At 59.2% G+C, this 12,637-nt stretch carries 11 protein-coding genes; all 11 read right to left on the bottom strand.

Annotated features, from left to right (window positions below; genetic code table 11):
* Positions 1-663 precede the first annotated feature (663 nt).
* The 11 genes from U6958_RS00705 to U6958_RS00655 all read right to left on the bottom strand — a co-directional run bounded on the left by U6958_RS00705 (position 664) and on the right by U6958_RS00655 (position 12,609).
* Positions 664-801 (bottom strand): hypothetical protein, encoded by a 138-nt coding sequence (locus U6958_RS00705; RefSeq protein ID WP_167368409.1) that lies wholly within the window; start codon positions 799-801, stop codon positions 664-666.
* 43 nt (positions 802-844) lie between these two features.
* Complete coding sequence (locus tag U6958_RS00700; RefSeq protein WP_065345232.1) at positions 845-1,129, bottom strand: hypothetical protein; 285 nt, start codon at positions 1,127-1,129, stop codon at positions 845-847.
* Positions 1,130-1,250: 121 nt separating this feature from the next.
* Positions 1,251-1,583, bottom strand: coding sequence for a hypothetical protein (locus U6958_RS00695; RefSeq protein WP_074921974.1), 333 nt, complete (start codon positions 1,581-1,583; stop codon positions 1,251-1,253).
* Positions 1,584-1,928: 345 nt separating this feature from the next.
* A complete protein-coding gene (locus tag U6958_RS00690) occupies positions 1,929-2,225 on the bottom strand; it encodes a hypothetical protein (protein ID WP_074921976.1) in 297 nt (98 codons plus the stop codon).
* 373 nt (positions 2,226-2,598) lie between these two features.
* Positions 2,599-4,086 carry a DNA cytosine methyltransferase gene (locus U6958_RS00685; protein ID WP_083393599.1) on the bottom strand — a complete coding sequence of 496 codons (1,488 nt, stop codon included), beginning with the start codon at positions 4,084-4,086 and terminating at the stop codon, positions 2,599-2,601.
* Between the two features lie 71 nt (positions 4,087-4,157).
* Complete coding sequence (locus U6958_RS00680; RefSeq protein ID WP_074921979.1) at positions 4,158-4,604, bottom strand: hypothetical protein; 447 nt, start codon at positions 4,602-4,604, stop codon at positions 4,158-4,160.
* A gap of 104 nt (positions 4,605-4,708) precedes the next feature.
* The gene (locus tag U6958_RS00675; protein WP_065345237.1) at positions 4,709-4,891 is read right to left on the bottom strand and encodes a hypothetical protein; all 183 of its coding nucleotides are present in this window, start codon (positions 4,889-4,891) and stop codon (positions 4,709-4,711) included.
* Positions 4,892-5,174: 283 nt separating this feature from the next.
* On the bottom strand, positions 5,175-6,206 hold the full coding sequence (locus tag U6958_RS00670; RefSeq protein ID WP_074921980.1) for a hypothetical protein: 1,032 nt from the start codon (positions 6,204-6,206) through the stop codon (positions 5,175-5,177).
* 157 nt (positions 6,207-6,363) lie between these two features.
* Positions 6,364-6,594: a hypothetical protein gene (locus tag U6958_RS00665; RefSeq protein ID WP_143044583.1), complete on the bottom strand. Its 231-nt coding sequence runs from the start codon at positions 6,592-6,594 to the stop codon at positions 6,364-6,366.
* Positions 6,595-6,997: 403 nt separating this feature from the next.
* Positions 6,998-7,294, bottom strand: a complete 297-nt coding sequence (locus tag U6958_RS00660; RefSeq protein ID WP_143044584.1) for a hypothetical protein — start codon at positions 7,292-7,294, stop codon at positions 6,998-7,000.
* 383 nt (positions 7,295-7,677) lie between these two features.
* On the bottom strand, positions 7,678-12,609 hold the full coding sequence (locus U6958_RS00655; protein ID WP_083393600.1) for a helicase-related protein: 4,932 nt from the start codon (positions 12,607-12,609) through the stop codon (positions 7,678-7,680).
* Between the last annotated feature and the right edge of the window lie 28 nt (positions 12,610-12,637).

Below are 12,637 nucleotides of genomic sequence, written 5' to 3'. Positions count from 1 at the left end.
GAGACTTGCGCAGGATTACATGACTCATCGCATGCAAACAGAGCGCTTCGCACGATATCAATGGAAAGTTTGTGATGTGGGCGCTGCGAACTCGGATCCACCGGCTCGCGGTAATCGAGCGCCTCGCGTCCCACGCACTGCGGGGAAGGGTTTTTAGAAAACATACGACTCCTTTTCGGGAATCGTCTTCCCACTGGAAGAGATTCCCAGTGAGGTGAAAAATGCCGTGCAAGCACGACCGTAAGTTGCTGAATCGCCCTAGGCGCGGCCAGCTACCGCTTTGACTCCATCGCACCAGGCGGATGGAAAGAAAAACTAGTTCTTCTAAGCGCCCCAAGGGCACTTAGAACAACAAGCTCGAAAGGGCTCGCTAGTTTGTCGCGGGCGTCAACGGGCTTCCTCGGCACAAGGAAGGCCTTAGCCCTGCTTCCGCGCGCGTTCCCACCGCAACCCGATCGCGCCCAGATTGACGAGAACGGCTACGACGATTGTTCCGAGCAAGATGCGGTCAGAGAGGATCTGGTGAAGGATGTCAGGCATGTCCTTCTTATATTCCAGGCAGCTTGCTGCGTCAAGGCTTTACCGACACTCGTTAGACAAAAAGGCAGACCACGCGATGCGTAGCCTGCCTTTTCATTCTAGGCGCCATACTGCGCCTACCAACTATTCGTTATTGCCTTCACACAACGTGGCACCCTCGTTCGATGACATCTGCCATTTAAGGCCGATGACAGCAAGGTTGATGAGTACGGCAAAAATAACCGTACCCAGCGCCACAGGATCGTTCAAAAACTCATTCATGATGTTCCTTCTCCGTACGCAGCTGCATAAGTCTAACGCGAAGTTACTTATGCAGCGCATGCTTCATGATCGACCGGATACCCAGCACGATGGCAGCGAACGCCGCCAAGTACACCAGGGTGAGCGAGGTATTGCCAGACATCGCTGCATCGTACATCCCGTCAAGCGACTTGGAGGCCAAGTGCGGCATGAGCAGAGCGGTGACGATCCAAGTAGACCGGGAGTTAAGAAATGCTCGCAGCGCCATTCCGCCTAGCATCGGCAGAGCCACGAATGCAGGGAACAGAAATACGAACAGCAGGAACAATAGTCCAAGCAAATGCGCCATAGGCAGACTCCTTTATTGATTGCGCTGGCTCACCCCCTTGCCGGGGAGGATCCCCAGCAGGGTTGGTAAGCCGCGCCTCAGGAGGCGCGTAGACGTGAAGCCCTTGGCAAAAGGGTTCGGTTCAACGGGCGTTGCCCGCTTGTTGCTCCGGATATGGCGAACGATTACCGTCCGGTACTCTCAGAGGTGGAACGATGCTGCGCAAGGCGTCATCGATGTGCCTGTCGTTGAGATAGGCGTACAGATTGAGATCGCCCCGCGCCAACATGCCACCGCCGAGACGAAGGCGACTGGCGCGCAGCAAATCCCAGCGGTATCGAAGATCCCAGTTCTTGCACCGCTTTGCCTGGGCGAAATTCCCCAAGGTATACGCTTCACGCCGTTCCGGCGTGTCCTCCGGTACCACTGCGTCTTGCAGCGTCTGGAGATCTCGCGGTCTTATCCTCAAGTCCATCTTGTGCTCCATCCAAAAAGTCGGACAGAGCCCCCTGCGGGAACTCTGCCCCGCAGGTTGAAAAGGCGATTTCGGTTAAAACCAACTACACCCCAAAGTACGCCCGGACAAGCCTGCGCCTCTCCGAGTAGCAGCGCCCACGAATAATCTCGATGGGCGCCGAGCAGACCAGGTTGCGAAGTGCCGCAGCACGCATCAGCGGCGAATACGACTCAGCGGACCGGATGATCCGTATCAGGTGAAAGCTGGGCAGCACAGATGTGGCGCGAACGTGCAACCAAAAGCGTTGACGCTTCTCGCTGGCTAGAACGTACACCTCATCTAAGGTTGGACTTCCCATGCGCGTCACGCGACGACGAGCCGTTCGCGGCGCATGCGGCGCGCAAGAGCCGCAACACGGCTGCGAAGTTCATTGGCCTCGGCGGAGCGGAACGGCGCCAGCGCGCGAAAGGTGATAAGCCCCATCGCTTCAGGGAGGCCCATTACGCTTGCCATGCCTTCGCCAGGCTTGAGCTGGACTCCGCAGAGCTGGCGCGCGAGGTTCGCCGTGAAGCAATGGGCCATATACACAGGCCGCCGCTTCCATTCCTCGAACCTCTGGGCGCTTGCAGTACAAGCCAACTTAGCTGATGGCATAGTCATAGAACTCTCCTTTGAAGTGGGCGAGTCCATCCCCGGCAGGGATGAGCCCCGCCCGGGGTTTAAAGCGCATTGATCGGTAGCATCGCGGGTGCGTGCCGTATGGATCAAATTGCTCAGACAGGGGACCAAGAAATCGAGGCGCCCTACCCCGCTGGGCTAGTGCACCCACAGGGTTAACAGTTCGCACAGATGTGCGTGACGAATGCTGATGTGCACGAGGCGCGGACAGCTACCGCTTCAGACCAAGGCAGAAAGCCATGGAGATGAATTTGCTTTCCAAAGCCACCTGCTGGAGGCTTTGGAAAGCCCGCGCACCGAAGTGCACGAGCAGGATCGCCGAAGCGGGAATGCCTAGGTCATCGACCTGCAGCCCTCACTCAAGAAGTGAAAGTTGCGCTGGTTCGACGATGGGCGCATGTTGCAGTGCCGTGGTAAGCACGCGCACTAAAGAGGCATTGGAGACCTGGTCGGCGGCCAACTGAGCAGGTGATGGCAGCACGCCGGCATCGGCCAACATGAAGATACCGAGCAGTTCTCCCACGGCCTTGAATGGCTGGTAGCACACGCTCTGCCCAAGCAGCTCATGGCCCAAGGTCAGCCCCAAGCCCTTGATGAGATGTGGCGGCACTCCCTTCAACAATGCGTGCTCCAGCAGGGTGAACTGGCGAAGCAAGCTCGGATCGTGGCTGCTGCGCAGCTTGGGATCCGTGCTGCGCACCTTTGCATAGCCTTTCGTGATCGTTGGGCAGGATGTGCTGTCCGCCGTGACGATCTGCATCTTGAAACTGTTCCCCTTCTCGCGATCGCGGTCTTGCTTGGCCAAGAGGCCCGCCATGGTTGACCAGCGATCATCATCCGGGGCTACTGTTTCAAGAATCTCGGCGATGCGTCGCTCCACCTTGACTGGGCGGCTCAGCAATGCGAAATCAAAGTCGAGCCCCTCAGTAGTAGCAACCATGCACAGGCGTTCACGGTTTTCTAGGACATTCCACTCGGACGCCTGAAGCACTGCTTCGTGCACCTGGTACCCGAGGTCTCGCAACTGGTGCCGCAAGATGAACATCGAGGCCGAAGTGCGATAAGGCACCACGTTCTCGACGAGCACGACAGCAGGCTGTGTCTTCGCGACGATTGCAAGAAACGGCGCGATGAGATGTCCCACTTCCGGATGCTCCTCAGCGTGGCCAGCGCCGCGCTTTGCCCTACCGCTGCGGGAAGCTCCACTGCAGGGAATGCCAGCGCACAGCACCTCAACCTTTTCGATGCGGTCCATGGCCCATGCATCAAAGGCGAGCAGCTGCATAGGAGCAGCCAGCGAGACCGTCTCATCATCCCAAGCGTCATTGTGCGCACTGGCGTGCTCCAGCAGCTCGGGACGGATGTCGTTTGCGAAGGCGAGACGGGACTTCACTCCTGCGGCCTTCATTCCGGAATGCAGTGCATGATCCAGGATGCCACCACCGTGCGAGATCGACCCGACTGAAATGGCTGCTGCCGCTGCGATCTTTGCCCGCAAACGCGCAAGCCGCTCTTTCTTTGCCAGCTCGACAGCACAGGGCAGGATGACGATTCGCAGCTTCTGCGAAATCACACGCACTCGCGTGAAGCCGGTCAGGACCGCCAGGTCCTCAGCGCTATTGATGTCGATCACAGGCAACTCACCAGCGCCAGCAATCTTGCGCGAAACCCCGCGCTCACCGTCGGCATCAATTTCCAGCACCAGCATGCTCCGTGTTTCGTCCTTGCGGACACGGAAGCGCTTGCCAGGGTGAAACCCAGCGCGCGAGGCCTTGCGGCCCTGCAGCCAGAGACGGGGATTGCCCCGGTGATGACCGATTTTTGTGGTCTCGTAAGCTTTCATGTGAAATCCGTATAGAACGCGGAGCCCTGCCCCAAACGGGACAAAAGCCCCGCAGGTTGGGAAGTGAGCGATCAGACGCCCTGTTCGATCAGCAACGCTTTGAGCGTCTGGAGGCGATGGGAGTCCATTTGAAAAGTGGTGCCCAAATAGCCCGTGTACGTCTCAGCGGTGCGGAAGACCCGGCAAGGTATCGAGAAGTCCACACGGCCGCCAGGCTGCGCACGCCCATCGCGGAAGAACCAGAACGTACCAGGCAGAGTTGCGCGGGTCAGCTCCAGCGATTGCCTGGGTGTGTGAAGGTTGAGAGCCCCTGAAAACTCGCCGCTTCCAGAGGCATGCAAAAAGAATGACCCGCTGGGGGAAGTCTGGAGGCAGTCGTCCCAGGCGTGACTGAAGCGTTCAATCTGACCTGTGGAGAACACCACGAAGTCGCCGATTCGGGGACCTTCAATGCGCTCTCGGTTTGCCTGAATTTGCGCCAGGCGCTCCTGGTCATGCTTACCCATTTCGAGTGTCATACCCGTTTCCTTTGAGTGGTGGAGACGGGCACCAGCCTTGGGGGCTTGCGGGGCCCGTCAGGGATGGTGATAGCGCAAGGGGTCTCCTCGCGCCTGGAGGTGGTTCAGGCTTCCGCGCGCGCTTCCATTTCGAGTTGCTCGCGAGTCAGTCCTTCTTCCTCCATCCGTTGGTTGCACAGGGATACCGTTTCTGCAGAGCGATCACGCACCTCTTGAGGAAGGCTCGGATCATCGCGACGGGCCTCTGCTTCCAGCAGGATGTTCAGGAGCATGGAAAAAGTCATCATGGCAGTGCCTTTCATTCGAAGAACGGCAGGCACTTCCCCATCGCGGGAGCTGTGCCCGCCAAGGGTTACAAGAAGCCAGGGTTGAACTTGCCCCCGGCTGGGCTGTTGACTTACCGACTCAAACGAGCGGAAGGAACGCGATGCTGATTTTGACTCTCAGCTGGAGTTTTCGCAGCAGGCGTAGCCGTGCTGATGGAAAGCTTTCCAAAGGTGCTAGCACAGCACCTTTGGAAAACCCTCGCGCCCGAGGGCGCAAGGATCATGGGATGTGGTCAAACCACTGTCAGGTGTTGGAAACAAGCCCGGAAACCCAGCTGGAGGGCGGGCTTTGTGGCTTGCTTTCATCGGTAGAGTCACTGGTGGAGCACGATGCCGTGTCCGTTGCAGCCCCCTCCTCGGCCGACTCCTCTCCAGAGGTCGAGCCCTTGTTGCGCTTGCCTTTCTGGGCTTCGGCCAGTCGGAAGACCTGCATCAGTTGGTACAGCGCGTGAGCGTCAACTGACACGGTCTTCCCATGCAGAGTCTCGGGGTCACCCTCGAAACCTTCTTCCTTGAGGCTGCCCACCAAGGAGCCGACCGAAGCATAGATCGCAATCGCGCTCTTGCGAGGAGGTGTCCATTCGCGAACAGCTGCAGGCCGGATCTTCGTCTTGCCTTTGGCCTGCTCTTCCTTAAGCTTATTGCGCAAGAACTCAAGAGCACCGTCGCCTCGCTCGCGCAGGACCTCGATGGCAGTGGTAGCCGATACCTGGTCGATATTGACCATCCGCTGGATCTCAACCGGTGCCTCGGCCAGCACAAGCATGGCCTGCACGTGAGACAGTTCCTTGTTGCGCCGCTTAGCGATCTCCTCTTCGGTGGCGCCCATGTGGACCAGCTTGAGATAGTTGCGAGCGATGCCCACCGGGGTGAGCTTGAGGCCGTCTTGGCTGTCCATCTGGCAGTGCACGCGGTCCATGTCGTTGCCCCGGAAAGGGATGCACACGAGAAACGGGACGGATGTGCCGCGCGAGATTGCGAGCATGGCGCCCCGCGTTCGCTGGTGGCCTTCAACGATGTAGAACTTTCCAGTGCCGGCGTCGATGCGAACCACCAGATGCGGCACGAATTGCCCTCGGGCATAGGCCTGAGCGAACTCCTCGATCTTGGCCACTACGCGCGGATCGTCGTAGTCGCGTTCGTTGAACCCTGGCTCCTCCAAGAGGAGATGCGGCGGGATCTTGAATACATCATCCTTCTTGACGCCCGTCTGGTCCGAATGCGAGGCCTGGGCTTTGAAGGACCTGTGGATGGTCGGTGCGGTGCTATTTGTCATGGTCTATCTCCTGTGAGAAGCGCCCTGAACGCACCGACCCCCCATGGGTCAACGCGCCCATGGCAGGGTGAAAAAGAAAAGGTCAGTTGGGCTTCAATGCCCGGGTTGGAACACCAGCAGCTTAGAGGGGCCGCCAGCAAACATGCAGCACAGGGCCTCAGGCGTCTCGTTGATGAACGCCGGTAGGTTGGGCGCTTCCGGGTGCGGCCAAGGCAAAAGCTTCGTTGCAGCGAAGCTCCAACAGAGCAGTCAACTCAGCGGCATCGCGATGAGCATCGACGCAATCGCGCCGCTCATCCTCTTCAATGCGCCTGATCAAGGCGCGGGATGTTCCCAGGCAGCCCACAAGCTCTCGCTTGCGCTGCTCGTACTTCGATTCGTGGCTCATGCAGTCTCCGAGAAGAAGCGAGCCAACGCTAAACCCGTGCGGGCTATAGCAAGCCCGCCAGGGTGAAAAACAAGCCCCCGAAGGAGCATATGTGTCTGCAGATTCAACTCCGGCAGCTAGGAGCTTCATGACCTGGCAGAGCCACGTCATAGAAAATTGATTTCCGAAACCCACGCCACGCATGGACTTGGGAAATCAGCCGCCCTTCGTAGAGGATCAGCAACTTCACGAAATGATACACGCCCGCGCACGGAAGCGACGCCCCTGCCGTGGCCACATCGCGCCGAGCAACGGAATGCGGCCTGCTGCGTTTCCGAAGGCCCCTGGTTCAAGAGCCTTGAGAAACGCCCCTTGGCCAAGGCCAAGGGGAGAAAGGGCATAGAGCGCCCCAATAAACACGCGGCTAAACGTTCACACCGGTCAGCGGCTGTCCGTCACTGTGCATGTGGTGCGAAAAAAAGCTGGTATTCAGCGGATGGTCCCAAGACCATCTACCAGGCGAAGTACCAAGCCTGACAACTATTGTTTTGGCTTCCGCATAAGTCTCTGCTGGCGCGAGCGTCCCAGCGACTTGAATGGTGAAGCAGCCCGATGAGCCATGCCCGAGAGAAGTGGCCTGCGAACTACGGGGGAAGGCATAGCCGATCACATGCTCGGCGCGGGGTGTGGCCGCCAACAAGCTCGATTTCTGATTTTCCATATTGAATGCTCCAAAGCTACGGAGCCGCTTCCCTGCGGGGAATAGGCCCCGCAAAGGTTGAAATCTCCCGCCAGGTACGGACGGAAGGGAATGCTCTAAGCGAAGACCGTTCTGGCTCTGCGTAGGCGGATTCGGCCGTGCCCATCTCCGACACGTTCGAACAAGAACCCCAACTGAGCGTTGACGCCCCGGGGTCCAAATTCAAGAAGCGCGAACGCTCCATGATGAGAATCGCTGTGCCTTGCGGCGAGGGCGTTCGCCTCATGGCCGAGTGCATTACGCACACGGAACAATTCGGATTTTTGAAGCACCCTCTCCGGTGAGGAAGGTGCTTGAAAAAACCACCCTCCATGCCCCAAGGGGCATGAGGGTAGTTCGCAGGGTCAGGCTGCGACGAGGTCCTCGGCCTGCACCGATTCATCGACAGCAGAAAGATCTCCCTTGCTCAGATCGAGCGCTGTGTCGATCTCGATTTGCTGCTTGCGCAGCTCATCGAGACGTGCCTGCTTGTCAAACGGCTTTCCGATCACTCCGGCCAACTCGCGCATCTGGTTGTTGAGGCCTTCCGCGCGCGCCTTCGCGAGCGTCAAGTGCTTTTCCAAGCTTGGCCGAGACAGCTCTTGGATTGCAGCACGCAGGACTTGCGAACCACGTGAATGCCGCCCCAGCTCATACTCCCAGCCGCCTTGCAGAGTCAGCTCACACCTGCGTTCGGCCGGGTTTGAAGCAATGAGCTTGAAACCGTTGATGGCCCCAATCTCTTGCATACGCCCAGAAACGCTCTGAATCGCCACCGTCAACGCCTTCGCGGCTTTCGACATGTCGGTGTAGGTTTTACCCCCCACCTTCACACACGGCGCCTTGTCAGCCGCCACTGCGTTCTCCATGTCGATCCTGATCAGCTTGACCGCTTCCTCCATGTACCGGATCGATGCAGGCAGTCCTTCAAGCTCACGCTTGTTGGAATAGCTCTGCCTCGCCCATTCCTGATATAGGACGTTCAACTTCGCCAATTCGGCGTCCACCCCTGCCTTGCGAAGCACGAGAGGATTACCTGACGCCAGCGCCTTGATTTCAGCGTACGACAGCGCAGCCAACTCAGCGTCCTCGGCAGTTCGCAACGCGGCATTGCCGGTCATGATCTGCGCGATGAACCTAGCCTTGCTATGGAGCAGCTGGTACATGTAAGCATCAAAAGAGCCTTGCGTGATGTACGTGAAGATGAACACCTCAGGGTACATGTTCCCCTGGCGCACGATACGGCCTTCACGCTGCTCCAGATCACTCGGCCGCCAAGGGCTATCCAAGTGGTGAGCCGCGATCAACCTGTCCTGGATGTTGGTTCCTACGCCCAGCTTCTCGGTACTCCCCAGCACCACGCGCACCGCCCCTTTTCTTACGGCCCTGAACAGCGCATCTTTCGATGCATCGCTGTCGTGGTCATGGATGAAGGCGATCTCATGAGAGGGTATCCCCATGCGCACCAAGTTCAACCGCATCTCGTCGTAGGCACTGAAGCCCCCGTCGTTTCGCGGTGTCGATAGGTCGCAGAAGACGACCTGAGCACCCTTCGACTCGGCGTACTCCTTCCAGATCCTGTACACGTTGTTCGCGCACATGTGGATCTTTCCCCCTTCAAACTCTGGCGCCAAGGGATCCACCAGCCTCATGTCCAACGCGGCCTTGCGGCCGTCGCTGGTGACCTTCAGCATGTTGTCCTTGTTGGGCTTCACGCCGCCGCTACGGATCTTCCCCGCGCGCTCGACCAGTTCACCAACAAAGGCCTTCAGGTCTGGACTTCCCGCTACCGGCACCGTTTCCTTGCGGACTTCGGGAGTCGGTAGATCGAGCATGTCGGCAGTCCTGATGTCCGCCACCATGCGGAAGATGGACATCAGCTCAGGGAGATTCACGAAGCGTGCAAACCGGGTCTGCATCCTGTAGCCACTGCCATCAGGTGCAAGCTCCAGCGCCGTCACGGATTCCGCGAAGTTCGCGGCCCATGAGTCGAAGCAATCAATCTGGTGCCGCTCCAGGGTGGACTGCTGCAGGAATCGCATAGCAGTCCACAGCTCGGCCATCGTGTTGGTAATGGGCGTTCCGGTTGCGAAGGTGACGCCCTTCCGGTCGCCACGCCGCTCCATCACACACCGCGTCTTCACGAACAGATCAAATGCACGGTCTGAGTTCGAGGACGGCAAACCTGCGATCCGCTCCATCTGAGAGAAGCGATACAGGTTTTTCGCGAACTGACTCTCATCGATCATCAGCCAGTCCACCCCCAAGTCCTCGAAATCCAGAACGGAGTCCTTCTTCCGGGTGTTGTTGAGCTTGTCGAGCTTGGCCCTCCATGACTTTTTCGCCCTCGCCAATTGCTTGACGATCTTGTTGCCACGGTCCTTGGAATGCAGACGGATTGCTGATTCGATCTTCTCCAGCTCTTCTTCGACAAAGCTGGTCATGTAGTCATCGCTGACCCTCATCGACTCGAACGTCGCTTGTGTCACCACCACTGCATCCCAGTCACACGTCGCAATGCGCGAAAGCATGAGCCTGCGCCGGTCGCCCTGCAGATCCTCTTTCGAGGCGAGCAGAACATGGGCGCTCGGATATGCCTCCATGAAGTTAGCGCCAAACTGGTAGAGCATGTGGTTCGGAACTACGTAGAGCACCTTGCTTGCCTGACCCAACCGTCGCAGCTCCGCACCTGCACAGATCATTTCGAGCGTCTTCCCTGCCCCGACCACGTGGGCCAGCAACGTCGGATATTGGCTCGACACGATCCGCCACACCGCGTCACGCTGGTGCGCGCGCAGTGAGTAGATCGAGGACATGCCTGGCAGCACCAGGTGCTCACCGTTGAACCGGCGGGGTACCGTGGAGTTGAAGAGCCTGTTGTAGAGCCCAGCCATCTCACCGCTACGGTCCTTGTCGGACCACAGCCACTCAACGAACTTCACCTTGAGGTCATGCTGCTTTTCTCGCGCCGCGATGGTCGCATGCGAATTCACAACAGCCCCCCCGGCTTCGCCCTTGTCGTGCACCGTAGGCCTGCGCTGGTTCAGTTCCATCTCGAACAGTTCTACGGCGCTCACACGCCCCGTTCCGTACGTCTGCGTGTTGCGCACGTCCGATTCAGAGATCCACGGCGCCTCCACGTTCCAAGCCCCTACGCTCCCTTCGTAGGTCACCTTAAAGCCCTTCCTATCGAACAGCGTGCTCAGGAACTCCTCGTAGACACCTGTGGGGATCCACGTTGAGCCAACGCGCGCGGTGATGTCGGCTGGGCCCAATGGCACGGGAAGGACAGCCTTGAGAGCTTCGACGTTGCGTTCGAAGCGAGCGCCACAGGACTCTGCTGCCAGGAGCTTTTCGCGCACTAGGCCAGAGAGGTAGGCATCCGCATGCTCCCAATGCCCCGAATCCGGGTCAAGGAACACATGGCCGCCCTCCTCCAGCGCCTTCATGACCTCGTCAGCCGGTTTCCCGACCAATTCAGCTATGCGCAGCGGCAGCACGCGAGCAGATTCACCGAGGCTGACTTGCAAGGCTTCCACTGCGGTTTCGCATGAGGTCACCCGCTTGTATGCTCCGGCAGTACGGCGTTCGAAGATCGGCGCCTTGCCTGCGCGCTGCTCTTCTTCATTCCAGACTTCCAGCGACAGCAGCAACGGCAGATCGGGATCCACTTTGAAAGCGCGCCGATTGACCCTGTCGTTGATGTACCCGTTCTTCGCCACGAAGGCGTCGTAGGAGACATTGAGGGCCGTGCGATACACGCCCAGCATGCCGTCGTCGTCGGAGGCTGTTTGGGCCTTGATCAGCTTTCGGGCTGTGTCGCGCAACTGGATCAGACCCAGCACACGCTCCAACGTACGCCCTGCGAGATCGGAGGGAACGGCCTTGTCGCCCAGCACCTCGAACACCTTGCCATCGATCAGCGAGAGGCCAGGCCGATGCTCACCTTCAAGCTGCAGTGCCGCCTCGCGACGTTCATGCTGCCTTGCGCGCATCGCCGTGGGCTGATAGATCCCATGCGGCATCATCCCGAGCCGGTCTGCCAGTTCGCCCCTGAGGTCGCCCTCAAAGTCACAGACAAGAACCGTCCTGGACCCCATTGAGCGGGTGCGCAACTTTCCGATGACAAGGTTGGCGTTCTCAACGAAATACTCGTTCACCATCAGGTGCGACCTGCTGCCGTAGCCACTGTCGCGGCTGTACAGCGGGGAACCCCAGGCAACCGGTTTCGTGGTGGTCCACCCGGCCTTCTCAACGTCCGCGACAGGCGTCGCCAACTTCTGAAGGATCACCAAGTCTGTCACGACCTCTGTCCCAGCTATGGCCGCGAAGGTTGTACTCGGCAGTCGGATGGCGGTTACCAGCTTGGCCTGGCCAGCCAGGTACTTGCGCACCTTGTCATCCACAGCGTCCATGGTGAAGCTCGACGTGATGAACGCCACAAGCCCCCCAGGACGAACCAGCTCCAGCGCTCTCGCAAAGAAGTAGTTGTGCACTGTGAAATCGGCAAACGCCACGTTGCGCCTCTCGGCTACTCCGTGATTCCCAAAGGGCACATTGCCAATCGCGAGGTCGTAGAACCCCTGCGGCAGCTGCACGCGCTCGAAAGCACCGTGATGTGTCACCACACCGTAGGGGCGATAGAGAGCCTTGGCGATCCGCGCTGGTATGGAATCCAGCTCCACCGCTGTCACGACGCTGGCGCTGGCCACATCCTCGGGCATTGCACCCAGGAAATAGCCAGCGCCGCTGGCGGGCTCCACGATACGCCCTCCGGCGAACCCCATGGCCTTGACAGCTTCCCAAACTGCCTCCACGACCTCGATGGGCGTGTAGTGCGAGTTCGGGGTACTTTCCAGCGCAGCTGTGTACTCTTCAGGATTAAGCAGCTCCTTGAGTTGCGCGGCACGCGCTGCCCAGGCTGTGTCGTTCTGCTCCAGATTGAACGCTTGCGGCAGGCTACCCCATCCAGTGAACCGGTTGAGGACAACGCGCTCACGGGACGTGGGCTCGCGGGACTCTACCTCCAGCTTGCGCAGGAGATCAATCGCCGCGACGTTCGCCTCGAACTTCGCCACCGGCCCCGACAAGCAGTCGAGATCCGATCCCAGCAAGGCTGGCCAAATAGGTCTTCCGTTGGTTTCCGCGCACGTTGGCGCCGGCGAAGGGGGGACGCTTTCAGCCACTGAAGCGTTGGCCACCGAAGCCCCTAGCGGACCCAGGACCTGCAGCGGATCTTCCTCGGGGCCGAAGCCCGGGAGCCACATGCACGCTTCGGCGATAGGTTTGATTTTCATGGTGTTGCCTCATTGGGAGAACCCCTGG

The sequence above is a fragment of the Delftia lacustris genome (assembly GCF_040267515.1).
Lineage (GTDB): Bacteria > Pseudomonadota > Gammaproteobacteria > Burkholderiales > Burkholderiaceae_C > Comamonas > Comamonas tsuruhatensis.
This window is presented reverse-complemented; position numbering and strand designations above follow the sequence as displayed.

Coding starts and splice junctions, on each gene's coding strand:
- U6958_RS00705 (WP_167368409.1), bottom strand. CDS start 801: ATGAATGAGTTTTTGAACGATCCTGTGGCGCTGGGTACGGTTATTTTT.
- U6958_RS00700 (WP_065345232.1), bottom strand. CDS start 1,129: ATGGCGCATTTGCTTGGACTATTGTTCCTGCTGTTCGTATTTCTGTTC.
- U6958_RS00695 (WP_074921974.1), bottom strand. CDS start 1,583: ATGGACTTGAGGATAAGACCGCGAGATCTCCAGACGCTGCAAGACGCA.
- U6958_RS00690 (WP_074921976.1), bottom strand. CDS start 2,225: ATGACTATGCCATCAGCTAAGTTGGCTTGTACTGCAAGCGCCCAGAGG.
- U6958_RS00685 (WP_083393599.1), bottom strand. CDS start 4,086: ATGAAAGCTTACGAGACCACAAAAATCGGTCATCACCGGGGCAATCCC.
- U6958_RS00680 (WP_074921979.1), bottom strand. CDS start 4,604: ATGACACTCGAAATGGGTAAGCATGACCAGGAGCGCCTGGCGCAAATT.
- U6958_RS00675 (WP_065345237.1), bottom strand. CDS start 4,891: ATGATGACTTTTTCCATGCTCCTGAACATCCTGCTGGAAGCAGAGGCC.
- U6958_RS00670 (WP_074921980.1), bottom strand. CDS start 6,206: ATGACAAATAGCACCGCACCGACCATCCACAGGTCCTTCAAAGCCCAG.
- U6958_RS00665 (WP_143044583.1), bottom strand. CDS start 6,594: ATGAGCCACGAATCGAAGTACGAGCAGCGCAAGCGAGAGCTTGTGGGC.
- U6958_RS00660 (WP_143044584.1), bottom strand. CDS start 7,294: ATGGAAAATCAGAAATCGAGCTTGTTGGCGGCCACACCCCGCGCCGAG.
- U6958_RS00655 (WP_083393600.1), bottom strand. CDS start 12,609: ATGAAAATCAAACCTATCGCCGAAGCGTGCATGTGGCTCCCGGGCTTC.